This window comes from Pseudomonas sp. 57B-090624 (genome assembly GCF_003234055.1).
In the GTDB taxonomy this organism is placed as follows: Bacteria; Pseudomonadota; Gammaproteobacteria; order Pseudomonadales; family Pseudomonadaceae; genus Metapseudomonas; species Metapseudomonas tohonis.
The window spans coordinates 115,905-138,624 of sequence record NZ_QKRU01000005.1 but is presented as its reverse complement, the minus strand read 5'-3'; the positions used below and the strand labels follow the sequence as shown (position 1 = coordinate 138,624).

Here is a 22,720-nt window from a genome sequence, read left to right as displayed (position 1 = left end):
GCGGCAAGCCTTCAGTGAAGCAGATACAGGAGGCCGGTCCCCAGCAACATGCTGGCGAGGCCCATGAGGCGAAGCTGGCGGTCCTTCAACCCTGCCAGCCCGTGCACCGCGGCGCGCCAACGGCGCGGATAGAGGAAGGGCAGGATGCCTTCCAGCACCAGCACGAAACAGAAAGCTATGCCGATTTCCTGCCACATGATTCTCGCGGACGCAAAAAAGCCGGGATTTCCCGGCTGACGCATGATACCACGTTTTCCCGGTGGGTCACCCCGACGGACAGGACCGTCCGCCGGGGAAAACCATCACTTGGCCTTGTTGAGGAACTGGAAGAACTCGCTGCTCGGGTCCAGAACCATCACGTCGCCCTTGCTCGAGAAGCTCTCGCGGTAGGCCTTGAGGCTGCGGTAGAAGGCGTAGAACTCCTGGTCCTGGCCATAGGCCTTGGAGTAGATCGCGGCTGCCTGGGCGTCGCCATCACCACGGGCCTCTTCCGCCTCGCGATAGGCCTCGGCCAGCAGCACGCGGCGCTGGCGATCGGCATCGGCACGAATGCCTTCGGCCAGCTCGCTACCCTTGGCGCGGTGCTCGCGGGCCTCGCGCTCACGCTCGGTGCTCATGCGCTCGAACACGCTGCGGTTCACTTCCTTGGGCAGGTCGATGGCCTTGACGCGGACGTCCACGACCTCGATACCCAGCTCCTTGCTGGCCATGGTGTTCAGCGAGCGGGTGATATCGGCCATGAGCCCGTCACGCTCACCGGATACCACTTCATGCAGGGTGCGCTTGCCGAACTGGTCACGCAGGCCCGCTTCCAGGCGACGGGACAGGCGCTCGTCGGCGATCTGCTTGAGGCCGGAAGTCGCGGTATAGAAGCGCTCGGCATCAGCCACACGCCACTTGGCGTAGGCGTCCACCATCACCGCTTTCTTTTCCTGGGTGAGGAAGCGCTGGGTCGGCGAATCCAGGGTCAGCAGGCGAGCGTCGAACTTGCGCACCTGGTTGACGTACGGAATCTTCACGTGGAGACCCGGCTTGACGTCGGCCTCGACGATGCGACCGAACTGCAGCAGCACCGCGCGCTCGGTCTGCGCCACTATGTAGAAGCTGCTCCAGGCCACCAGGGCGAGGACGACGGCCCCGATCAGGGCGATCAGTGATTTGTTACCCATCAGCGACTCTCCCTAGAACGCAGATCGCGCTGCTGCAGATCGGTGGTGACACGCGAACCGAGATCGGCCGCACCGTTCGCGGCGGCGCCAGGCACGGCACCACCGCTACCGCCACGGTTGTCGATCATCTTGTCCAGCGGCAGGTAGAGCAGGTTGTTCTGCCCCTTGTCGCCGGTCAGCAGCACCTTGCTGGTGTTGCTGAAGACTTCCTGCATGGTGTCCAGGTACAGGCGCTGGCGAGTAACCTCGGGGGCCTTGCGATACTCGGCGACCAGCTTGGTGAAGCGATCCGCCTCACCCTTGGCGCGGGAGATCACTTCGTCGCGATAACCGTTGGCGTCCTCGATGATGCGCTGCGCCTGGCCACGGGCCTCGGGAATCACGCCGTTGGCGTAGGCCTCGGCCTGGTTCTTGGCACGCTGCTCGTCCTCGCGGGCGCGGATCACGTCGTCGAAGGCTTCCTGCACTTCACGCGGCGCGGCGGCGCTCTGCACGTTCACCTGGGTCACGGTGATGCCGGTGCCGTAGGTATCGAGGAAACGCTGCAGGCGCTCCTTGATCTCGCTGGCCATCAGCTCACGGCCCTCGGTCAGGACCTGGTCCATCTCGGTGGAGCCGACCACATGGCGCAAGGCGCTTTCAGTGGCGTGCTGCAGGCTCACCTCGGGCTGGTCGACCTTGAGCACGAAGTCCTGCAGGTTGGTGATCTTGTACTGGACGGTGAGCGGCACCTCGACGATGTTCTCGTCCTCGGTGAGCATCTGACCCTGCTTGCTGTATGCACGCTCGCGGGTGACGTTTTCCTGGTACTTGCGATCGATGGGGGGGAAATAGATGTTCAGGCCCGGGCCGACGGTTTCGTAGTACTTGCCGAAGCGCAGCACCACGGCCTGCTCCTGCTCATCGACCACGTAGACGGCGCTGTAGAGCCAGACCATGGCGAGCAGGAAGAGGGCGATACCGATCAGGCCGAAGCCGCCGCCCTTGCCACCGCCATCGCCACCACCACGTTTCTTGCCGCCGAACAGCCCATTGAGACTGTCCTGCAGTTTGCGGAAGGCTTCGTCCAGATCCGGCGGCCCCTTGCGATCGCCACCACGGCGTCCACCCCAGGGGTCCTGATTGTTCGAGTTGCCACCCGGCTCATTCCAAGCCATAGCGCTCTCCATACTGATAAAGCAAAGACGCACCCACGGCACGCCCGCCAATGCTACCGAAAGCCCGCCACCCGCGGCAAAAAGCGCACCCGCGGGCTTTATTGCAAAGTGTGTTGCTCCAGGAACTCCTGCGGCTTCCAGCCTTCACGACTGACCAGACGGTTGAGTTCCACACGCGGCAATCGGACGGCAAGGAGAAATTCCCCGGCCTCGTCATGCGTCTCGCTCTGCACGGCACCGAGGGCGAAGAACTGCGCTCTCAGCCTGCCGAGTTTCTGTGGCAACTTCAGGGTTCCCACGAAGAGATCATCCCCCAACAGCTCGGCGATCGCCTGCTTGAGCAGGTCGAGTCCGAGGCCGTCGCGGGCGGAAAGCCAAACCCGCTCAGGCTTGCCCTGCTCGTTGCGCTGGATCTGTGGCTCCATGCCTTCGAGCAGGTCGATCTTGTTGTACACCTCGAGCATCGGCAAGCCATCTGCGCCGATTTCGTTCAGCACCGCCATGACCTGCTCTATCTGCGCCATGCGCTCAGGCTCATGGGCGTCGATCACATGCAGCAGCAGGTCGGAGTTGCTGGACTCCTCAAGGGTAGCCCGGAAGGCCTCGACAAGCTTGTGCGGCAGGTGCCGGATGAAACCCACGGTATCGGCCAGGACGATAGGCCCCAGATCGTTGAGTTCGAGACGGCGCAAGGTCGGGTCCAGCGTGGCGAACAACTGGTCCGCAGCATAGACCTCGGACGAAGTCACGGCATTGAACAGCGTGGACTTACCGGCGTTGGTGTAGCCGACCAGCGAAACGGAGGGAATATCGGCGCGCTTGCGGCCACGTCGAGCCTGCTCGCGCTGGCTACGCACCTTCTCGAGGCGCTGCTTGATCTGGCGGATGCGCACGCGCAGCAGGCGACGGTCTGTCTCGAGCTGGGTTTCACCCGGCCCACGCAGGCCGATACCGCCCTTCTGCCGCTCGAGGTGAGTCCAGCCACGGACCAGCCGGGTGCTCATGTGCTCGAGCTGGGCGAGCTCCACCTGCAACTTGCCCTCATGGGTACGGGCGCGCTGGGCGAAGATGTCGAGAATCAGCCCGGTGCGATCGAGAACGCGGCATTCGAGCGCTCGCTCGAGGTTGCGTTCCTGGCTGGGCGTGAGGGTGTGATTGAAGATGACCAGTTCGGCCTGTTCGGCCTTGACGAGGTCGTGGAGCTCTTCGACCTTGCCGCTACCGATCAGATATCTCGCTGTTGGCTGGTGGCGCGACACGGAGATGAAAGCTGCCGTGTCGGCGCCAGCCGACCGAGCCAGTTCCTGGAATTCCTGCGGGTCTTCTCGCGCCTCGGGATCGTGGCCGTCCAGATGAACCAGGATGGCCCGTTCACCACCACCAGGGCGTTCGAAAAACAATGCAGACTCCTATCAGGCGTTACCAGGCTCGGGGGTTTCTTGCTCGGTGGCACTCGGCAGACGCACGGGGCGGCTCGGCACCACGGTGGAGATTGCGTGCTTGTAGACCATCTGGCTGACAGTGTTCTTCAGCAAAATCACGAACTGGTCGAAGGATTCGATCTGGCCCTGCAGCTTGATGCCGTTGACCAGATAGATGGAAACCGGTACGCGTTCCTTACGCAAGGTATTCAGGTAAGGGTCTTGTAGCGAATGCCCTTTTGACATATGCCGCACTCCTGTAGGGATATAAATCGTTTTAGTTGTCAAATGACGAGAAAGTTAGGCCGCCCTACCCCCAAGGATAGACGGTAACTGGTGAGGTCTCAGCCCAATATGGAGACCGACTCCAGGTATTTCAAGGTACGCGGCAGATTGTCGCAAGCCAGGCTGTCCAGCCAGTGTAAATCAGCCCAACCCCGTAACCAGGTGAATTGCCGCTTGGCCAATTGGCGCGTGGCGATGATGCCTCGCTCTTCCATTTCGGCCCGCGTCAGGTCGCCGTCCAGGTATTCCCATACCTGGCGATAACCGACAGCTCTTATAGACGGCAGTCCGGCGTGCAAGTCACGTCTTTCGCGCAGAGCTTCGACCTCTTCGACAAAGCCCTGTTCCAGCATCAGACGAAATCGTTGCGCGATACGCGCGTGCAAAACCTGGCGTTGCGCCGGAGCGATCGCCAAGTGGGCGACAGTATAAGGCAAATGTCCCTGGCCAGAGGGCCCCGAGTCGGGATTTTGCAACGCCTGTCGCTGACGATGTGCTGTCATCGTCAAACCGCTCACCCGGTACACCTCGAGGGCGCGGGTGAGCCGCTGGGGGTCGTTGGGATGGATGCGCGCGGCCGACTCAGGATCCACCTCCGCCAGCTCGCGGTGCAGGACGTCCCAGCCCTCGCGCTGCGCCCGCGCCTCCAGCTCCGCGCGTATGGCCGGGTCGGCGCTGGGCATGTCCGCCAGGCCCTCCAGCAGCGCCTTGTAGTAGAGCATGGTGCCGCCGACCAGCAGCGGGATGCGGCCCCGGGCGGTGATCTCGGCCATGGCCTCCAGGGCATCGGCGCGAAACTCAGCGGCGGAATAGCTCTGGGCCGGGTCACGGATGTCGATCAACCGATGCGGGAAGGCCTCGAGCACGGACTTGTCCGGTTTGGCGGTGCCGATGTCCATGCCACGATAGACCAGCGCCGAGTCGACGCTGATCAGATCGCAGGGCAGGTGGCGCGCCAGTTCCAGGGCGAGGTCGGTCTTGCCGGCAGCGGTGGGCCCCATCAGGAAGATGGCCGGTGGCAGGCGTTCGCCCATGTCAGCGGCCACGCAGGAACAGCTTGTCCAGGTCGTCCATGCCCAGCTGCGTCCAGGTCGGACGGCCATGGTTGCACTGGCCGCTGCGCTCGGTGTGTTCCATATCGCGCAGCAAGCCGTTCATTTCGGGCTGGGTGAGCCGGCGATTGGCCCGCACGGCGCCGTGGCAGGCCATGGTGCCGAGCAGCTCGTTCAGATGAGCCTGGATACGGTCACTGGTGCCGTACTCCAGCAGGTCGGCCAGCACGTCACGTACCAGCTGAGTCGCTTCGGCCTGCTTGAGCAATGCCGGGATCTGGCGGATGGCCAGGGTTTCCGGACCAAGCCGCTGCAGCTCGAAGCCCAGGCGCTGGAACCAGCTGCCGTGCTCTTCGGCGCAATCGGCCTCGCGCTGGCTGACCGCCACCGACTCGGGCACCAGCAGCGGCTGCCCCTTGAGTCCCTCGCTGGCCATCGCGACCTTCAGGCGCTCGTAGGTGATGCGCTCATGGGCCGCGTGCATATCCACCAGCACCAGCCCCTGGGCGTTCTCGGCGAGGATGTAGATACCCTTGAGCTGCGCTAGGGCGTAGCCCAGTGGCGGAATGTCCCCCTGGCTGTCCGGCAGCGCCGCCACAGGCTGATTGGCCATCGGAGCGAAGTATTCGCGGTAGGCGCCCTGGGCCTCGGCGGTGGCGAGCACAGGAGATGACCGCGGCGCCTGGTATCCGGCACCGGCACCGCCATGGGACGGCGACCAGGCAGGCTGGCTGACGGGCTGTTCCAACACGGTCGCCGCCAGGCTCATTTCACCCTGGGGTCCGAATTCACCCGCCTCGATGCCTGTGGTGCGAACCATGCCGCCGACCGCGGCGGGGGCCGCGAGCTGGTCCTCGGGCCGCACTTCGCCAAGAGCGCGGTGCAGGGTGCCATAGAGGAAGTCGTGGACCATGCGGCTTTCGCGGAAGCGCACCTCGTGCTTGGTCGGGTGAACGTTGACGTCCACCACAGCAGGGTCCACTTCCAGAAACAGCACGAAGGTCGGGTGCCGGCCGTTGTAGAGCACGTCGCGATAGGCCTGGCGCACCGCGTGCACCACCAGCTTGTCACGCACCATGCGGCCGTTAACGTAGAAATACTGCAGGTCCGCCTGGCTGCGGGAGAAGGTCGGCAACCCGACCCAGCCCCACAGGTGCAGGCCGTTGCGCTCCACTTCGATGGGCAGGGCCTGCTCCAGGAAAGCCGGGCCGCAGACGCTGGCCACGCGCCGCGCACGTGATATCTCGTCCTTCGCCTCGTGCAGGGCGAAGACCGTCTTGTTGTTGTGGCGCAGGTGGAAGGCGACATCGAAGCGGGCCAGGGCCAGGCGCTTGATCACTTCCTGCAGGTGGTCGAATTCGGTCTTCTCCGCACGCAGGAACTTGCGCCGCGCCGGCGTATTGAAGAACAGGTCGCGGACCTCCACCGAGGTGCCCACGGGGTGGGCGGCGGGCTGCACCCGCGCCTCCATGTCACGCCCCTCGGTCTCGACCTGCCAGGCCTGCTCGGCATCAGGGGTACGCGAGGTCATGGTCAGGCGCGCGACGGAACTGATGGACGCCAGCGCCTCGCCCCGGAAGCCCAGGCTCATCACCCGCTCCAGGTCCTCGAGGTCACGGATCTTGCTGGTGGCGTGGCGCGCCAGGGCGAGCGGCAGGTCGTCGGCCGGGATGCCGCCGCCGTCGTCACGGACCCGCAGCAGCTTGATACCACCCTGCTCGACCTCGACGTCGATGCGCCGCGCGCCCGCGTCGAGGCTGTTCTCCAGCAGCTCCTTGATCACCGATGCGGGGCGTTCGACCACCTCGCCAGCGGCGATCTGGTTCGCCAGCCGGGGGCTGAGCAGCTGGATGCGACGCAACTCGGTCATGGCTGGGCTGCCAGGGCGGTAGCCGGGATATCGAGGGTCTGGCCGACCTTGATGTTGTCGTTCTTCAGGCCATTGGCGCTGCGCAAAGCGGCCAGGCTGACCTGATAACGCTGTGCGATCAGCGCCAGGCTTTCGCCGGAGGTGACCAGATGCTCGCGCGGGCCAGCCGCGATCTTGCCCTGGTCACGCTGCGAGGCGATGTAGGTGCCGGGTGGCGGGTTCTGCTGGAAGAACTGCTTGATGCCGCTCTGGATGGAGCGTGCCAGCGCCTGCTGGTGGCTCGCGCTGGCCAGCTTCTGCGACTCGTTGTGGTTGGAGATGAAACCGGTCTCGACCAGGATCGACGGGATGTCCGGCGACTTCAGCACCATGAAGCCCGCCTGCTCCACGCGGCGCTTGTGCAGCGGCGTGACACGGCTGATGTTGGTCAGCACCTTCTGCCCGACGTTGAGGCTGGAGGACAGCGAAGCGGTCATCGACAGGTCCAGCAGCACGCCGGCGAGCATGCGGTCCTTGTCGTCCAGGCTGACGCTGCCGACACCGCCGATCAGGTCGGAGCGGTTCTCGTTGTCCGCCAACCAGCGCGCGGTTTCCGAGGTGGCGCCACGGTCCGACAGGGCGAACACCGAGGCCCCGAATGCGCTGCGGCTGGGCGCGGCGTCCGCATGGATGGAAACGAACAGGTCGGCGCCCTTCTTGCGGGCGATCTCGGTGCGCTTGCGCAGCGGGATGAAGTAGTCGCCGGTACGCACCAGTTCGGCCCGGAAGCCCTTCTCCTGATTGATCTGGCGCTGCAGTTCCTTGGCGATCGCCAGGGTCACGTCCTTCTCATGCTGGCCCTTGGGCCCAAGAGCGCCCGGGTCCTCGCCGCCGTGACCGGCATCGATGGCAATGATGATGTCGCGATTGCCGCCCGGCACCGGCGGCAGCTTGTTGGTTGAAGGCTGGGTCGGCGAGACCGGCGGCTGCGGCGTGCTCGGCGCTACCGCCACTTGAGGCGAGGAGGCTTCGTTGGCGGCGGCTTCCTGGTCGAACAGGTCGACCACCAGACGGTTGCCGTACTGCTGGTTGGGCGCCAGGGAGAAACTCTTGGGCACGACGGCGGCGGAAACGTCGATCACCACCCGCAGCTCGGTCGGGCTGCGCTGGGCCGATCGCACGCTGGTGATGGGCGTATTGCTGAGCGACAGCTGCTCCAGCTTGGTGGCCAGCTGGGCACCGGTGATGTCGATGACGATACGGTTGGGCGCGGCCAGGGTGAACACACTGTGCTGCACGGGGCCGGAGAGGTCAAACACCAGCCGGGTATTGTCGGGGGCGCGCCAAAGCCTCACGCCACGGACCTCCGCAGCGGCCAGGACATCGGCGGCAAACGCCGCAAGCAGAACCCCAATCCCGGCTAACAGCGCGCGCGAGCGCATACCCCACCCCATTCTCTTGTTCATACTCCCGTGGCCAAGGCGGCGCACCAGGAATCGCCGCGCTCGGAATGCGGCGACAGATGCAGCGTACGGCCGCCTGCATGGGGGCTAATGGTAATGTCCATGTCGGCCTTTGGCAAAATGCCGCTGCCCCTTTCCGGCCACTCGATCAGGCACAGGGCGTCGCCCTCGAAATAGTCACGGATGCCCAGGAATTCCAGCTCTTCGGGGTCGGCCAGGCGATAGAGATCGAAGTGGAAAGCGCGCAGTTCACCGATCTCGTAGGGCTCGACCAGGGTGAAGGTCGGGCTCTTCACCGCACCGCCGTGGCCCAGCCCGCGCAGGATCCCGCGCGACAACGTGGTCTTGCCCGCCCCCAGGTCACCATGCAGATAGATGATGCCGCAACCTCCCGTGGCCTGCGCCAGGCGTGCGCCCAACGCCAGCATCGCGTCCTCCCCCTCGGCAAAAAGACTCAACTCCGGCACGGTGAACACTCCTCGAGCAGCTGACGAATGGTAGGAATCAGGTCACTGGCCGCCAGCCCGCGCCCCTGGGCGCCAAGCTGCTGACCCGCACTGGCGTGCAGCCAGACGGCGAGGCAGGCCGCATCGAACGCCGCCATGCCCTGCGCCAACAGGGCGCCGATGACGCCGGCCAGGACATCGCCCAGCCCGGCACCCGCCATCGCCGGATGCCCTCGGTCACAGAGCGCCAGGCGGCCGTCGGCACTCGCCACCAGACTGCCGGCGCCCTTGAGCACCACGGTGGCGTTGTAGCGATGGGCGAGCGCATGGGCCGCAGCGGGGCGATCCGCCTGGACCGCAGCGATGTCGAGCCCCAGCAGGCGGGCGGCTTCTCCAGGATGCGGGGTGATGATGCAGCCGGCAGGCAGTGCGACCCGCCCGGCCGCCAGCAGGTTCAGGGCATCGGCATCCCACACCTGGGGCACTTCGTGCGCCACCACCGCGCTCAGCAGGCTGCGCCCCCAGGCGTTCTGCCCGAGCCCCGGGCCGACCACCAGCACACTGGAGGCGGCGGCCAAGCCACGCAATTGATTGGCGGACGCCACGCCGACGCTCATCACCTCGGGCATCCGGGCCAACGCCGCGGCGACGTGCTCGCCGCGGGTCGCCAGCGAAACCATGCCGGCGCCACTGCGCAGGGCGCTTTCGGCACTCAGCAGAGCCGCGCCGCCGGTCCCGAGGTCACCGCCGACGACCAGCAGGCGCCCGTAGCGCCCCTTGTGCGCGGTCGCCGGACGCGGCCCTGGAAGCGCCATGCCCTCGAGGCCCAGGCGACGGCCGGCAACAGGATGGACCGCGACCAGCCCGTGATCCGCCTGCAGTCCGTCGAACGCCAGTTCGCCCACCTGCTCGGGCGCATCGCCCGTGAACAGGCCGAGCTTGAGGCCGATGAAGGTCACCGTCAGGTCGGCGCGCACCGCGACACCCAGCACAGCACCACTGTCCGCGCTCAAGCCGGACGGAATATCCACCGCCAGCAGGGGCAGGCAACTGGCGTTGATGCAACGAATGGCCTGCGCGTATGGCTCGCGAACCGCCCCGACAAGGCCCGTTCCCAGCAGCGCATCCACCACCACGCCGCGCAGGTCCGCGTCCTCGCTCCAGGGCCGGATGGCCACGCCTGCCGCGTGCGCCTCATCGCGGGCTAGGGCGGCGTCGCCCTGCAAGGCCGAACTGTCGCCGACCGCCAATACACCGGCTCGCCATCCGGCACGCAACGCGAGGGCGGCGATCAGGTAACCATCGCCAGCGTTGTTGCCACGACCGGCCAGGACCGTGATTTCCCCCGCGTTGGGCCAGCGGCGACGCAGCGCGCGCCACGCGGCGTGGGCGGCACGCTGCATCAGCTCGAAGCCCGGGGTTCCGGCAGCGATCAGGCGCGCATCCAGCTCGCGCACCTGGGCGGATGAATAAAGGGCGAGTGGCAGGTCATCGATTCGATCGGGCATGCGATTCGGTGTTCAGGGCTAGGTCTGGCAGAATTATACGCACCTCGTTTCCGGTTTCCCTCCCAGCATGTCCTTCTCCCCCGATCAACTCGCCACCCTCGCGCAGTCCATCAAGGACTGGGGCCGCGAACTCGGCTTCCAGCAGGTGGGCATCACCGGGGTGGACCTGGGCGAGCACGAGGCGCACCTTCGACGCTGGCTGGAGGCGGGCTACCAGGGCGAGATGGACTACATGGCCGCCCACGGCAGCAAGCGCTCCCACCCGGACGAACTGGTCCCCGGCACGCTGCGGGTGGTGTCGCTGCGCATGGACTACCTGCCCGGCGACACGCGCATGGCCCAGGTGCTGGGCCAGCCGGAGAAGGCCTATGTCTCGCGCTACGCACTGGGCCGCGACTATCACAAGCTGATCCGCAAGCGCCTGCAGCAGTTGGCCGAACGCGTGCAGCAAGCCATCGGCCCCTTCGGCTACCGCGCCTTCGTCGACAGCGCACCGGTGCTGGAGAAAGCCATAGCCGAGCAGGCGGGCCTCGGCTGGATCGGCAAGAACACCCTGGTGCTCAACCGCAAGGCAGGCAGCTATTTCTTCCTCGGCGAACTGTTCGTCGACATGCCGTTGCCGGTGGATGCCCCGCACGGCACGGAGCACTGCGGCCGCTGCACCGCGTGCATGGACATCTGCCCCACCGCCGCCTTCGTCGCGCCCTACCAGCTGGACGCACGGCGCTGCATCTCCTACCTGACCATCGAGCTCAAGGGCTCGATCCCGGAAGAGTTGCGCTCGATGATCGGCAACCGGGTGTTCGGCTGCGACGACTGCCAGATGGTCTGTCCCTGGAACCGCTTCGCCCGCCCCACCGACCAGGGCGACTTCCAACCGCGCCATGGCCTGGATAACGCCGCTCTGGCAGAGCTCTTCGGCTGGAGCGAGGAGGAGTTCCTCACCCGCACCGAGGGCTCGCCGCTACGTCGCGCGGGCTATGAGCGCTGGCTGCGGAACCTGGCGGTCGGACTGGGCAACGCGCCCTCGACCATCCCCGTGGTGGAGGCCCTGCGCGCCCGGCGCGAGCACCCCTCGGCGCTGGTGCGCGAACATGTGGAGTGGGCGCTCGCCCGGCACCAGGCGGCCTGACGGGCTCAGGCCTTGATGAAGTGCTCGCGGTAGTGACGCAGCTCGGCGATGGAGTCGCGGATATCGTCCAGGGCCAGGTGGGTGCTGCTCTTCTTCACACCGTCACGCACATGGGGCGCCCAGCGCGCGGCCAGCTCCTTGAGGGTGGAGACGTCGAGGTTGCGGTAGTGGAAGTAGCCCTCCAGCTTCGGCATGTGGCGGTAGAGGAAGCGACGGTCCTGGCAGATGCTGTTGCCACAGATCGGCGACTTGCCCTTCGGTACCCACTGCTCCAGGAAAGCCAGGGTCTGCGCCTCGGCCTCGGCCGCGCTGATGCGGCTTTCCCGCACGCGCTGGGTCAGGCCGCTCTGCCCGTGCTGGCGGGTATTCCACTCGTCCATGCCGGCGAGAATCTCGTCGCTCTGGTGCACGGCGATGGTCGGGCCCTCGGCGAGCACGTTGAGGTCGCTGTCGGTGACGATGGTGGCCATCTCGATGATGACGTCGTTATCAGGGTCAAGCCCGGTCATTTCCAGGTCGATCCAGATCAGGTTCTGTGCGTTCTGCATGTTCGCTCTCCAAGGCAAGGCGCGCATTCTAGCTTAGAGCCAGGCGCGCCGGGCCGCCCGTGCTAAACTCGCCGCCGTTTTCAACCAGTGGAAGTTCCATGGCCAAACGCCACCTCAGTCGCCGGCAAAACTGGCGCATCGAGAAGATCCAGGAAGAGCGCGCCGCCCGTGCGGCAAAGCGTGAATCGCGTGCGCTCGACGAGCTGGAAGGCGGCGACCTCGGCCCCGAACAGACCGGCCTGGTGATCGCCCACTTCGGTGTACAGGTCGAGGTCGAAGCGCTGGAAGGCGAGATCGCCGGCCAGGTATTCCGCTGCCACCTGCGCGCCAACCTGCCGGCGCTGGTCACCGGCGACCGCGTGGTCTGGCGCTCGGGCAACCAGGGCAGCGGGGTGATCGTCGCCCAACTGCCACGCACCAGCGAGCTGTGCCGCCCGGACATGCGCGGCGTGCTCAAGCCGGTGGCGGCCAACGTCGACCTGATCGTCATCGTCTTCGCCCCCCTGCCCCACCCGCACGCCAATCTCATCGATCGCTACCTGGTGGCCGCCGAGCACGCCGGCATCCAACCGCTGCTGCTGCTCAACAAGGCCGACCTGGTGGACGAGGACAACAGCGCGATGCTCGACGCCCTGCTGGGCGTCTATCGCCAGCTCGGCTACCCGTTGCTGGAGGTCTCGGCACACGGCGGCGGAGGCATGGAGGATCTGCAGACGCGCCTCGACGGCCATGTCAGCGTCTTCGTCGGCCAGTCAGGCGTCGGCAAGTCGTCGCTGGTCAACAGCCTGCTGCCTGGCGTCGACACCCGTGTCGGCCCGCTCTCGGAGCTGACGGGCAAGGGCACCCACACCACCACCACCGCGCGCCTGTTCCACTTCCCCGGCGGCGGCGAGCTGATCGACTCCCCCGGCATCCGCGAGTTCGGCCTCGGCCACGTCAGCCGTGACGACGTGGAGGCGGGCTTCATCGAGTTCCGCGACCTGCTCGGCACCTGCCGCTTCCGCGATTGCAAGCATGACCGCGAGCCCGGCTGTGCCCTGCTCAAGGCGCTGGAGGACGGACGCGTGCAGCCACAGCGCATGTCGAGCTACCGGCACATCCTCGAAAGCCTGCCCGAACCCGATTACTGACAGGCAAGGCACCAACGAAAAGGCCACGCGATCGCGTGGCCTCGTTCATTCCGGGCGGCTCTGCGGTCGATCAGGGCTGCTTGTTCTCTTCCATCTTCAGCACGCCGTCTTCGAAGATATTCAACTTCTGCTGCAACTCCTGGGGCTGCAGCGGTGCGGCGCCAGCGGGCGGCGTAGCCTGGGTGCCCGACGCCGCGCCCGGCAGGGCCGGCTGGGTGCCACTGGCGGGCATGGATGGCGGGGCATCGACTTCGGCAGGCGCATTCTGGTCGCCATGGGAGCCTTCGATGTCCCGCTGCGCCTTCTTGGTCAGCACGATGATGTCGATGCGGCGGTTCACCGGATTGAAGGGGTCCTCGCGATCGAACAGTGCCGAGGAGGCGTAGCCGACCACCCGCGCCACCTGATCGTCCGGGTAGCCGCCGGCCACTAGGGTGCGACGCGCGGCATTGGCGCGGCCGGCGGAAAGCTCCCAGTTGCCGAAATCCCCGGTACCCGCGAACGGTTTGGCATCGGTGTGACCGCTGATGCTGATCTTGTTCGGCACGGCCTTGATGGTCTCGGCCATGATCAGCAGGATGTCCTCGAAATAGGGCTGCAGGCGCGCGCTGCCGAGGTCGAACATGGGGCGGTTGGCAGCGTCCATGATCTGGATGCGCAGGCCGTCCTGGGTGATCTCGAAGAGGATCTGGTCCTTGAACTTGCGCAGCTCCGGGTTCTCGTCGACCTTGTTCTGCAGTTCCTGCAGCAGCATCTCGAGACGCTCCTTCTCGATCTGGTCGGCCAGGGTCTCGACCTGCTTGGCGTCGACCTGCTGGTTGGTCGAATCGATGGCCGCTTCCTGCGCGTCGGGCGCGTCCTTGAGTTCCGGATTGAGCGTGCGATCAGGTGCCGGCGTCGGCGTGCCGCCGAGGTCGATCACATAGGGGCTGGCGCTTTCGGTGAAGCCGATGGGGTCCTGGAAGTAGCCGGAAATGGCCTTCTTCTGCTCGGGCGTCGCCGAGGACATCAGCCAGAGCACCAGGAAGAACGCCATCATCGCCGTGGCGAAGTCGGCGAACGCGATCTTCCACGCACCGCCGTGGTGCCCCGCCGCGTACTTCTTGACGCGTTTGACGATGATCGGCTGGTTGTTGTCCATGACTCAGTCTTCAGCTACCGCGCACGGCCTGCTCGAGCTCGCTGAAGCTCGGCCGGTGCGCAGGGAACAGGACCTTGCGCCCGAACTCCACCGCCAGCGAGGGCGGCATGCCGGAAGCCGATGCCACCAGGCAGGCCTTGATGGCTTCATAGACGTTGAGTTCTTCCTTGGCGTCGTGCTCCAGGGACACGGCAAGGGGGCCGAAGAAACCATAGGCCGCGAGAATACCGAGGAAGGTACCCACCAGGGCCGCGCCCACGTGCTGCCCCAGCGCCGACTGCTCGACCTGGCCGAGCAGCGCCATGGTCACCACGATGCCCAGTACCGCCGCCACAATGCCGAAGCCCGGCAGGCCGTCGGCGATACGGTTGACCGCATGGGCCGGATGCTCGAACTCCTCCTTCAGGCTGCCCAGCTCCATGTCGAACAGGCCTTCCAGTTCGTGGGGCGCCATGTTGCCGGAGGACATGATGCGCAGGTAGTCGCTGATGTAGGCGACCATGCCCGCGTCCTTGAGGATCGCCGGGTACTTGCTGAAGATCGGGCTGGCCGCCGGGTCCTCGATGTCGGCCTCGATGGCCATCATCCCTTCACGGCGGCTCTTGTTGAGGATTTCGTAAAGCAGGCGCAACACTTCCAGGTAGAACGCGTGGGTAAACCGCGAGCCGAACATCTTCAGCGACTTCTTCAGCACATGCATGAAGGTGCTGCCCGGGTTGGCCTGGAGAAAGGCCCCGAGCGCAGCGCCACCGATGATCAATACCTCGAAAGGCTGTATCAGGGCACCAATCTTGCCGTGGGAAAGGACATATCCGCCGAGAACGGTGGCGAATACGACGATGATGCCGATTATTTTTGCCATAAAGTGAGACTTGAAGGGTCAGTAATAGGGTTATGAAAACAACCCTTCTAATTATCGGAACTTATGCGCCAGACTATAGCCAGTTAAGGCGAAAAGCCAGTTTGGCTCAACCCGCATGAAGACGCAGATGGCCCTACCACGCACCCTCGACGCCTGGATCAAACACCTGGATGGCGTCCGTCTACCGATCCCGGCCGAGAGTCACGAACGGGTGCGCAGGGCGCTGGGCGACAGCCGCCGTTCCATGCGCGAGATCGCCGACCTGATTCAGGATAGTCCCGCCCTGGCCCTGAGCATCATGCGCGAGGCGAACCGCTCCGGTTCTTCCCTCGACAGCCCGGCAGAAAGCCTCGAAGTCGCCCTCACCCGCCTTGGCCTGAAACGCTCGGAAGAGCTGCTCGCGCGCCTGCCCGCCGTCGACGAAGCCAACATTCCCCCGGCGCTGCGCCAGTTGCAGCTCATCAGCCAGCACGCCTCGCAACAGGCCAGCGGCCTGTTCGCCGCCCGCCTCGCACGCCTGTGGCAGGAAATCCACTGGAACAGCCTGCTCTTCCTCTCACCGCTGTGGCCGCTGCTGGCGTTGCACCCGCACCTGTTCGCCGCCTGGGAAACCCGCGTCATCGTCCGCGGCGAGCCGGCGCTCAAGGTGGAAGTCGAACTCCTCGGCGTACCGCTGCTCAAGCTGTGCCAGGCCCTGGCCGAGCACTGGAAGCTGCCGGACTGGATCACCTACGGCTACCGCCTGCTCAACGCCGACCGGCGCATGCTGGTCAAGGCCCTGCACATCGCCCGCGACAACGAACACCCGTTGCACCAGCAGCAACTGCTCGACGCCGATCCGGCCCTGCGCCGCTGGCTCACCCAACCCGGCAACACGGTCCTGCTGGCCAACGGTCTGGCCGTCTCCGCCCACGACTCCTGGGCCTGCGACCACAGCCTGCGCTGGCAACGCCTGACCGGCCTCTATATGCAGCTGCCGCTGACCGAGTTGCAGCAGCTCATCCACCAGCACGCCGTGGACAGTGCCCGCAAGCACGCCCGCAGCGACCTCTGGCACCCTGCACAAGCGCTGATCTGGCCCTGGGACTGCAGCCGCTGGCCGACCGAGGAAGTGAAATCGACGCCGCCTCCTGCCGCCGCACTGACCGAGTGGCGCCAGCATTGTGGCCAGTTGCTCAAGGAGCCCACCGCCTTCGCCAACATCGTCCAGCTCACCGCCTGCGCCCGCGATGCGCTGGCTGCCTGCGGCATGCGCCGCTGCCTGATCCTCCTCGCCGACCGCACCCTGAGCAGGCTGATGGTGCAACAGAGCGCCGGCCTGCCCAAGGAGGCCGCCAGCCTGGCCCTGGACCCCGCGCAGAGCCAGGTGCTGCGCCGCCTGCTCGCGCAGCCCGGGCAACTGCGCCTGACGCCGGAGAACGCCGCGCAGTACTCGGCGCTGTTTCCCGGCAACCTCAAGGCCTTGTTCCCCGCCGACCACCTGTTGCTGCGCTCCATCCCCGCCAATGGCCGGGTCGCGCTGCTGGTGATCGCCGACCAGGGCGGCCAGCCGTTCGCGGACGTGAGCCTCCAGGCATTCGGAAAGACGGTGCAATGCATCGAGCGCGCCCTGACCAGCTTTGCCACGCGCGGCCGCTGACCTTTCCGCTACAATCCGCCTTTTTCACCCATCCCCGGAGTCTTCAATGTCCGCCTTTACCGGCTTGCCGCTGGTCATCGAACCGGCCGACCTGGCAGCGCGACTCGATGCGCCCGACCTGATACTGGTGGACCTGACCAGCGCCGCGCGCTACGCGGAGGGCCACATTCCCGGAGCCCGCTTCGTCGATCCCAAGCGCACCCAGCTCGGCCAGCCCCCCGCGCCCGGCCTGCTGCCCGCCAAGGCCGACCTCGAAGCCCTGTTCGGTGAACTGGGCCAGCGCACCGACGCCACCTACGTCGTCTACGATGACGAGGGCGGCGGCTGGGCCGGCCGCTTCATCTGGCTGCTGGATGTGATCGGCCACCGCCGATACCACTACCTGAACGGTGGCCTGCGCGCCTGGCTGGCCGATGGCCGCGAGACCTCCACCCAGGTCCCGGACGCGGACGGTGGCCCGCTGCCGCTGGTGATCCACGACGAACCCACCGCCACCCGCGAGTACCTGCAAGGCCGTCTCGGCGCCGCTGACCTCGCCATCTGGGACGCACGTGGCCCCGGCGAATACGCCGGCACCAAGGTCCTGGCGGCCAAGGGTGGCCACATCCCGGGGGCGGTGAACTTCGAATGGACCGCCGGCATGGACCCGCAGCGCGCCCTGCGCATCCGCGAGGACATCGCCGAGATTCTGCAGTCTCTCGGCATCACCCCGGACAAGGAAATCGTCACCCACTGCCAGACCCACCACCGCTCCGGCTTCACCTACCTGGTGGCCAAGGCGCTGGGCTACCCCCGCGTGAAGGGCTACGCCGGCTCCTGGTCGGAGTGGGGCAACCACCCGGATACCCCTGTCGAGGCCTGAGCCTCCGGTAAACAAGGAACACCCATGAAAGAACGCCTGTTCATCATCAGCCAGTACCTGCTGCCCCATCACCTGCTCTCGCGCCTGGCCGGTTGCGTGGCGGAATGCCGCGTGCGCTGGTTCAAGAACGCCTTCACCGCCTGGTTCGCCCGGCGCTACCAGGTGAACATGAGCGAGGCCCTGGTCGAGGACCTCACCGCCTACGAGCACTTCAACGCCTTCTTCACCCGCGCCCTGAAAGACGGCGCACGCCCGCTCGACCCGACGCCTGGCGCCATCCTCTGCCCTGCCGACGGTGCGGTCAGCCAGCTCGGTCCCATCGAGCACGGTCGCATCTTCCAGGCCAAGGGCCACAGCTTCAGCGTCCTCGAACTGCTGGGCGGCGACGCCGAGCGTGCGGCGCCCTTCATGGGCGGTGACTTCGCCACCATCTACCTGTCGCCGCGCGACTACCACCGCGTGCACGCACCGCTCGGCGGCACCCTGCGCGAGATGGTCTACGTGCCGGGGCGCCTGTTCTCGGTGAACCAGAGCACCGCCGAAAACGTGCCCGAGCTGTTCGCCCGCAACGAGCGCGTGGTCTGCCTGTTCGACACCGAGCGCGGCCCGATGGCCGTGGTGCTGGTGGGCGCCATGATCGTCGCCTCCATCGAGACGGTCTGGGCCGGCCTGGTGACGCCGCCCAAACGCGAGCTGAAGACCTTCCGCTACGATGAGGCCGCACGGGCACCGATCAGTCTGGAAAAAGGCGCGGAACTGGGCCGATTCAAGCTGGGCTCCACTGCCATCGTGCTCTTCGGGCCTCAGCAGATCCGCTGGGCCGAAGGCCTCGCCGCCGGCAGCGCGGTCAGCATGGGCGAGCTTCTCGCCCTGCCCGCACAGGCCTGATGAACCGGGCGGGCCGGGTGGAACGCAAGCCTGCGACCGAATGTCCAACCGTGCAGGGCAGCCATCCCGGCCCGTCGCCCATCCACTGGCAGCACTTGGCCACACCAGCCCCGCGATGGGCTGCGATGGGCAAGGGATGCTGCTAGAGTGCGAGTGAATTTACCGTACGTCTCGCCCGGCGCAGTTGGAGCATTCGAGCTACATGGACAAACAGAGTCCCCACCTGTTATTGCGTGTTCCTACTCCGAACAAGCAGAACCTGTCCTTCTGCGACGCCACCCCGCGTGACCTGAAGCGTTGGATATCCGGCCTGCCCAAGGCCAACCTCGGCGAGACCGCACGCCAGCTCTACCAGGCCCTGGTGGAACTCAACCAGCTCGTCACTGCCAGCGACAACCGCCTGCAACTGCTCGAGCTCCTGCGCCCCGAGGTGTACTACGTCTGCCAGCACCTGGAGCGCCACTTCCTCAACCAGGCCATCGTCCTCGACGAGCGCCCGCGCAAGGTCGCCAACCTCTGCCAGGCCCTGCAGAACCACCTCGCCATCGGCTACAAGCAGATCGTCGCCCATGAGTCGGCGCGTCAGTCGAAGGAGGGCGCGCAACTGCTGACCATCGCCCTGCAACGGGCCATGCACAGCCTCAATGGCGCGCTGATCCGCGCCAGCCAGCTCTACTGTCCGGTGCCCGAGGGGCTGTGGCTGGAGCTGCACCAGCTCTACCAGATCGCTGCATCCCGCCAGGCCCAGCGCGCCATCATCCGTGACAACCTCGCCCGCCATACCGACGGCCTCAGCGTCGAGCAGACCTACCTGGTCGCGCTGCTGCTGGGCTGCGCGCGCTGCAACCAGATGCGCCAGAACAACATCGCCCGCCTCGCCGAAGTGCTCGAGCCCTGGAGCAGCCTGGTGCGCCTGCAGCCCGGCGACGCCCCCTCGACGCTGTTCGCCGTCGCCACCCAGGTGGATGGCCCGCCGCGCTACAAGTCGCTGTTCCAGGACAACGAGCTGCACAACCTGCTGGGCATCGACCCGCTGCCGCTGGTGGATGCGATCAAGGAATACCTGCTGCTGCCCAGCGAGAATCGCGAAAAAGCCCGCCTGCTGCTGCCGGAAGGCATCAGCCTCGACCTGCTTCAGCACCTGAGTTCAGCCTGGGGCGATATCTCCGAGCGCACCTTCCAGCGCAACCCGGGCCGCGGCAATCTCACGCTGTGCATCGGCATGAGCGCCCTGCACTTCTTCATTTCCGGCAGCAAGCCGTTCAGCGAGGTCCTCAAGCTGCCGGTCGAGATCGGCCAGGCCGTGTTCAAGCCGATCAACAAGGACGAGGGCGATGTCTGGGGCAATGCCTTCGACGCCCAGCCCAACCAGAACTGGGAAGCCGGCCTGCCCTACGAGGAAATCCAGTACAGCAAGCCCGTGGTCAGCGGCGACACCTCGCCGCAGCACGCGCCCGCCGCCCCCAGTGCGGAAAGCTACCCGACCTTCGCCCTGTCGATTGTCAACCACAGCCCCGGCGGCTACTGCCTGAGCTGGCCCAAGGAAGTCCCGAGCCAGCTGCAGGCTGGTGAACTGCTGGGCATCCAGGACGGCCCCGGCCAGGGCTGGAGCGTCGCCGTGGTGCGCTGGATCCGCCAGGTACGTGGTGGCGGCACGCAGATGGGCATCGAGCTGATCGCACCCCACGCCCAGGCCTGCGGCCTGCAACTGCTGCGCAAGGCCGACCAGCACAGCCACTACCTGCGCGCCTTGCTGCTACCCGAAATCAGCGCCATCTCGCGCCCCGCCACCCTGATCACGCCGCGCCTGCCTTTCCAGGAGGGCAACAAGGTGCAGATCAATATCCACGGCAAGGAGCGTCGTGCCGTGCTCACCAGCCGCCAGACCACCACCGGCAGTTTCAGTCAGTTCGAATATCGCGCGTTCGAGCAGGAAAACGAGAATCCCGGGAAGCCCGTCACAGCTTCCAGCGAGCAGAGCCCGGCTGGGGAGGAAGATTTTGACTCCCTCTGGAAGTCGCTGTAGATTCCCGTGCCATCACCATTTGTCGCCTATTAGCGCCCGTTCGGCGCGGTCTAAGCACACGCCATGGCAATCGAAAAGAAAACCATCCGTCTGCTGATCCTGGAAGACTCGCAGAACGAAGCCGAGCGCCTGGTCAGCCTGTTTCGCAACTCCGGTCGCGCGACCCGCGTTCACCGCCTCGTCTCCAGTGACGACCTCGCCGAGGTCCTCCAGCAGAGCTGGGATCTGCTCATCGCCGCCCCCGAGAGTGACAACCTCTCCCCCGGCGAAGCCCTCAACGCCATCCGCCGCCAGGCCAAGGACATTCCGTTCATCCAGCTGGTAGCGGAGAACGATTCCGACCTGATCACCGAAGCCCTCGCCCTCGGCGCCCAGGATGCCCTGCCCCAGGGCGAGGACGAGCGCCTGGTGCTGGTGGCCAACCGCGAGCTGGCCAACCTCGAGGAGCGCCGCTCCCGTCGCGCTGCCGAAGTCAGCCTGCGCGAGGCCGAGAAGCGCTGCCAGTTGCTGCTGGACAGCTCCGTGGACGCCATCACCTACGTCCACGACGGCATGCACATCTATGCCAACCGCGCCTATGTCGAGATGTTCGGCTACGAGGACGCGGAAGAACTGGAAGGCATGCCGATGATCGACCTGATCGCCGGCAGCGACCAGAGCGCGTTCAAGGATTTCCTCAAGAACTACCGCAGTGGCGACGGCAGCGCCGAACTGACCTGCTCCGGCGCCAAGGTCGACGGCCAGAGCTTCCAGGCCCGCATGAGTTTCTCGCCCGCCACCTACGACGGCGAGCCCTGCATCCAGGTGGTGATCCGCGCGGAAACCGCCAGCGCCGAGCTGGAAGAAAAGCTGCGCGAGATCAGCAGCCAGGACCTGGTCACCGGCCTGTACAACCGCAACCACTTCAGCGAACTGATGGACGCCGCCGCCGACCGCGCGGTGAATGCCGGCCAGCCCGCCTCCCTCGCCTACATCCGCGTCGACCGCTATTCAGGCCTGCAGGCGGATGTCGGCATCGCCGGCAGCGACCTGCTGCTCACCGACCTGGCCAACCTCCTGCGCGCCCACTTCCCGGCCGATGCCCAGTTGGCTCGTTTCGGCGACGACGTGTTCAGCGTGCTGCAACCCGGCCAGACGCCGGAGCAGGCCCGCGAAGGCCTGAACACCCTGCTGAAGAAGGTCGAAGGCCACCTGTTCGACGTCAGTGGCCGCACCGTACAGATGAGCCTGTCCATCGGCGTCGCCGGCCTCAACGAGACCACGCCCAAGGCCCAGGAAGTGATCGACCGCGCCCATCGCTGCGCGGACGAAATCACCGACGGCAACGAAGTGCGGCTGTACAACCCGGCCAGCGAACTGGCCGCGGCCGCCAACCGCGGCAGCCTGGTGGCCATGGTCCAGCAGGCCCTGGAGAACAACAGCTTCCGCCTGCTGTTCCAGCCGATCATCAGCCTGCGCGGCGACAACTTCGAACATTACGAAGTCCTCCTGCGCCTGCTCAGCCCCCAGGGCGAGGAAGTGCCGCCGGCCGATTTCCTCGGTGCCGCCAAGGACGCCGGGCTGGCCGAGAAGATCGACCGCTGGGTGATCCTCAACTCCATCAAACTGCTCTCCGAACACCGCTCGAAGGGCCACAGCACGCGCCTGTTCGTGCACCTGTCCGGCGCCAGCCTGCAGGACCAGACCCTGCTGCCGTGGCTCAGCGTCGCCCTCAAGGCCGCTCGCCTGCCGTCCGACGCGCTGGTCTTCCAGTTCAGCGAACCGGATGCCATCGCCTACCTGAAGCAGGCCAAGGCGTTGACCCAGGGCCTCGCCGAGCTGCACTGCCAGGTCGCCCTGAGCCAGTTCGGCTGCGCACTCAACCCCTTCAACACGCTCAAGCACCTGACCATCGACTTCGTGAAGGTCGACGGCTCCTTCACCCAGGACCTGAGCAAGGCCGAAAGCCAGGAAGCCCTGAAGACCCTGCTGGCCAGCCTGCACTCCCAGGCCAAGCTGACCATCGTGCCCTACGTCGAGAGTGCCAGCGTGCTGGCCACCCTCTGGCAGGCCGGGGTCAACTACATCCAGGGCTACTATCTGCAGGGCCCGAGCCAGTCGATGGACTACGACTTCTCGTCAGGCGACGAGTAAGCCGTTCAC

Annotated in this window: 20 protein-coding genes; 7 read left to right on the top strand and 13 right to left on the bottom strand. The window is 66.1% G+C overall.

The genetic code is table 11. The features are described from left to right. Positions 1–11 precede the first annotated feature (11 nt). The 10 genes from DMX10_RS03990 to DMX10_RS03945 form a co-directional block, all read right to left on the bottom strand. Positions 12–197: a DUF2065 family protein gene (locus DMX10_RS03990; RefSeq protein WP_111259892.1), complete on the bottom strand. Its 186-nt coding sequence runs from the start codon at positions 195–197 to the stop codon at positions 12–14. 105 nt (positions 198–302) lie between these two features. Then, a complete protein-coding gene (gene hflC / locus DMX10_RS03985; RefSeq protein WP_111259891.1) occupies positions 303–1,169 on the bottom strand; it encodes a protease modulator HflC in 867 nt (288 codons plus the stop codon). Beyond that, positions 1,169–2,326, bottom strand: coding sequence for an FtsH protease activity modulator HflK (hflK, locus tag DMX10_RS03980; RefSeq protein ID WP_111259890.1), 1,158 nt, complete (start codon positions 2,324–2,326; stop codon positions 1,169–1,171). Before hflK ends, hflC begins: the two co-directional genes overlap by 1 nt. A gap of 98 nt (positions 2,327–2,424) precedes the next feature. After that, positions 2,425–3,726, bottom strand: coding sequence for a ribosome rescue GTPase HflX (hflX, locus tag DMX10_RS03975; protein ID WP_111259889.1), 1,302 nt, complete (start codon positions 3,724–3,726; stop codon positions 2,425–2,427). A gap of 12 nt (positions 3,727–3,738) precedes the next feature. Continuing rightward, the gene (gene hfq, locus DMX10_RS03970; RefSeq protein WP_111259888.1) at positions 3,739–3,993 is read right to left on the bottom strand and encodes an RNA chaperone Hfq; all 255 of its coding nucleotides are present in this window, start codon (positions 3,991–3,993) and stop codon (positions 3,739–3,741) included. A gap of 98 nt (positions 3,994–4,091) precedes the next feature. Continuing rightward, positions 4,092–5,066, bottom strand: a complete 975-nt coding sequence (gene miaA / locus DMX10_RS03965) for a tRNA (adenosine(37)-N6)-dimethylallyltransferase MiaA (RefSeq protein ID WP_111259887.1) — start codon at positions 5,064–5,066, stop codon at positions 4,092–4,094. 1 nt (position 5,067) lies between these two features. Beyond that, a complete protein-coding gene (gene mutL, locus DMX10_RS03960; protein ID WP_111259886.1) occupies positions 5,068–6,954 on the bottom strand; it encodes a DNA mismatch repair endonuclease MutL in 1,887 nt (628 codons plus the stop codon). Continuing rightward, entirely contained in the window at positions 6,951–8,387 is a 1,437-nt protein-coding gene (locus tag DMX10_RS03955) for an N-acetylmuramoyl-L-alanine amidase (RefSeq protein ID WP_111259885.1), read from the bottom strand. Before DMX10_RS03955 ends, mutL begins: the two co-directional genes overlap by 4 nt. Before the next feature lie 8 nt (positions 8,388–8,395). Further along, positions 8,396–8,824, bottom strand: a complete 429-nt coding sequence (gene tsaE, locus DMX10_RS03950; protein WP_371921675.1) for a tRNA (adenosine(37)-N6)-threonylcarbamoyltransferase complex ATPase subunit type 1 TsaE — start codon at positions 8,822–8,824, stop codon at positions 8,396–8,398. Between the two features lie 26 nt (positions 8,825–8,850). Beyond that, a complete protein-coding gene (locus DMX10_RS03945) occupies positions 8,851–10,350 on the bottom strand; it encodes an NAD(P)H-hydrate dehydratase (RefSeq protein ID WP_111259883.1) in 1,500 nt (499 codons plus the stop codon). Between the two features lie 67 nt (positions 10,351–10,417). Here DMX10_RS03945 and queG point away from each other — a divergent pair, with 67 nt between their 5' ends. Next, positions 10,418–11,482, top strand: coding sequence for a tRNA epoxyqueuosine(34) reductase QueG (gene queG / locus DMX10_RS03940; RefSeq protein ID WP_111259882.1), 1,065 nt, complete (start codon positions 10,418–10,420; stop codon positions 11,480–11,482). Between the two features lie 5 nt (positions 11,483–11,487). Here the strand turns inward: queG and orn are convergent, their stop codons facing one another. Next, entirely contained in the window at positions 11,488–12,030 is a 543-nt protein-coding gene (gene orn, locus DMX10_RS03935; protein ID WP_111259881.1) for an oligoribonuclease, read from the bottom strand. Between the two features lie 98 nt (positions 12,031–12,128). Here orn and rsgA point away from each other — a divergent pair, with 98 nt between their 5' ends. Beyond that, positions 12,129–13,160, top strand: coding sequence for a small ribosomal subunit biogenesis GTPase RsgA (gene rsgA / locus DMX10_RS03930; protein WP_111259880.1), 1,032 nt, complete (start codon positions 12,129–12,131; stop codon positions 13,158–13,160). 70 nt (positions 13,161–13,230) lie between these two features. Here rsgA and motB read toward each other — a convergent pair whose 3' ends face one another. Together motB and motA are read right to left on the bottom strand one after the other, a co-directional pair. After that, complete coding sequence (gene motB, locus DMX10_RS03925; RefSeq protein ID WP_111259879.1) at positions 13,231–14,301, bottom strand: flagellar motor protein MotB; 1,071 nt, start codon at positions 14,299–14,301, stop codon at positions 13,231–13,233. Between the two features lie 10 nt (positions 14,302–14,311). Further along, positions 14,312–15,163: a flagellar motor stator protein MotA gene (gene motA, locus DMX10_RS03920; protein WP_111259878.1), complete on the bottom strand. Its 852-nt coding sequence runs from the start codon at positions 15,161–15,163 to the stop codon at positions 14,312–14,314. Positions 15,164–15,278: 115 nt separating this feature from the next. Between motA and DMX10_RS03915 the strand changes: the two genes are divergently transcribed. The 5 genes from DMX10_RS03915 to DMX10_RS03895 all read left to right on the top strand — a co-directional run bounded on the left by DMX10_RS03915 (position 15,279) and on the right by DMX10_RS03895 (position 22,711). Next, complete coding sequence (locus DMX10_RS03915; RefSeq protein ID WP_111259877.1) at positions 15,279–16,802, top strand: HDOD domain-containing protein; 1,524 nt, start codon at positions 15,279–15,281, stop codon at positions 16,800–16,802. A gap of 46 nt (positions 16,803–16,848) precedes the next feature. After that, the gene (gene rhdA, locus DMX10_RS03910) at positions 16,849–17,664 is read left to right on the top strand and encodes a thiosulfate sulfurtransferase (protein WP_111259876.1); all 816 of its coding nucleotides are present in this window, start codon (positions 16,849–16,851) and stop codon (positions 17,662–17,664) included. A gap of 24 nt (positions 17,665–17,688) precedes the next feature. Then, positions 17,689–18,552, top strand: coding sequence for an archaetidylserine decarboxylase (gene asd / locus DMX10_RS03905; RefSeq protein ID WP_111259875.1), 864 nt, complete (start codon positions 17,689–17,691; stop codon positions 18,550–18,552). 202 nt (positions 18,553–18,754) lie between these two features. Continuing rightward, positions 18,755–20,578 carry a molecular chaperone gene (locus DMX10_RS03900; protein WP_111259874.1) on the top strand — a complete coding sequence of 608 codons (1,824 nt, stop codon included), beginning with the start codon at positions 18,755–18,757 and terminating at the stop codon, positions 20,576–20,578. Between the two features lie 63 nt (positions 20,579–20,641). Then, the gene (locus DMX10_RS03895; RefSeq protein WP_111259873.1) at positions 20,642–22,711 is read left to right on the top strand and encodes an EAL domain-containing protein; all 2,070 of its coding nucleotides are present in this window, start codon (positions 20,642–20,644) and stop codon (positions 22,709–22,711) included. The last annotated feature ends 9 nt before the right edge of the window (positions 22,712–22,720 follow it).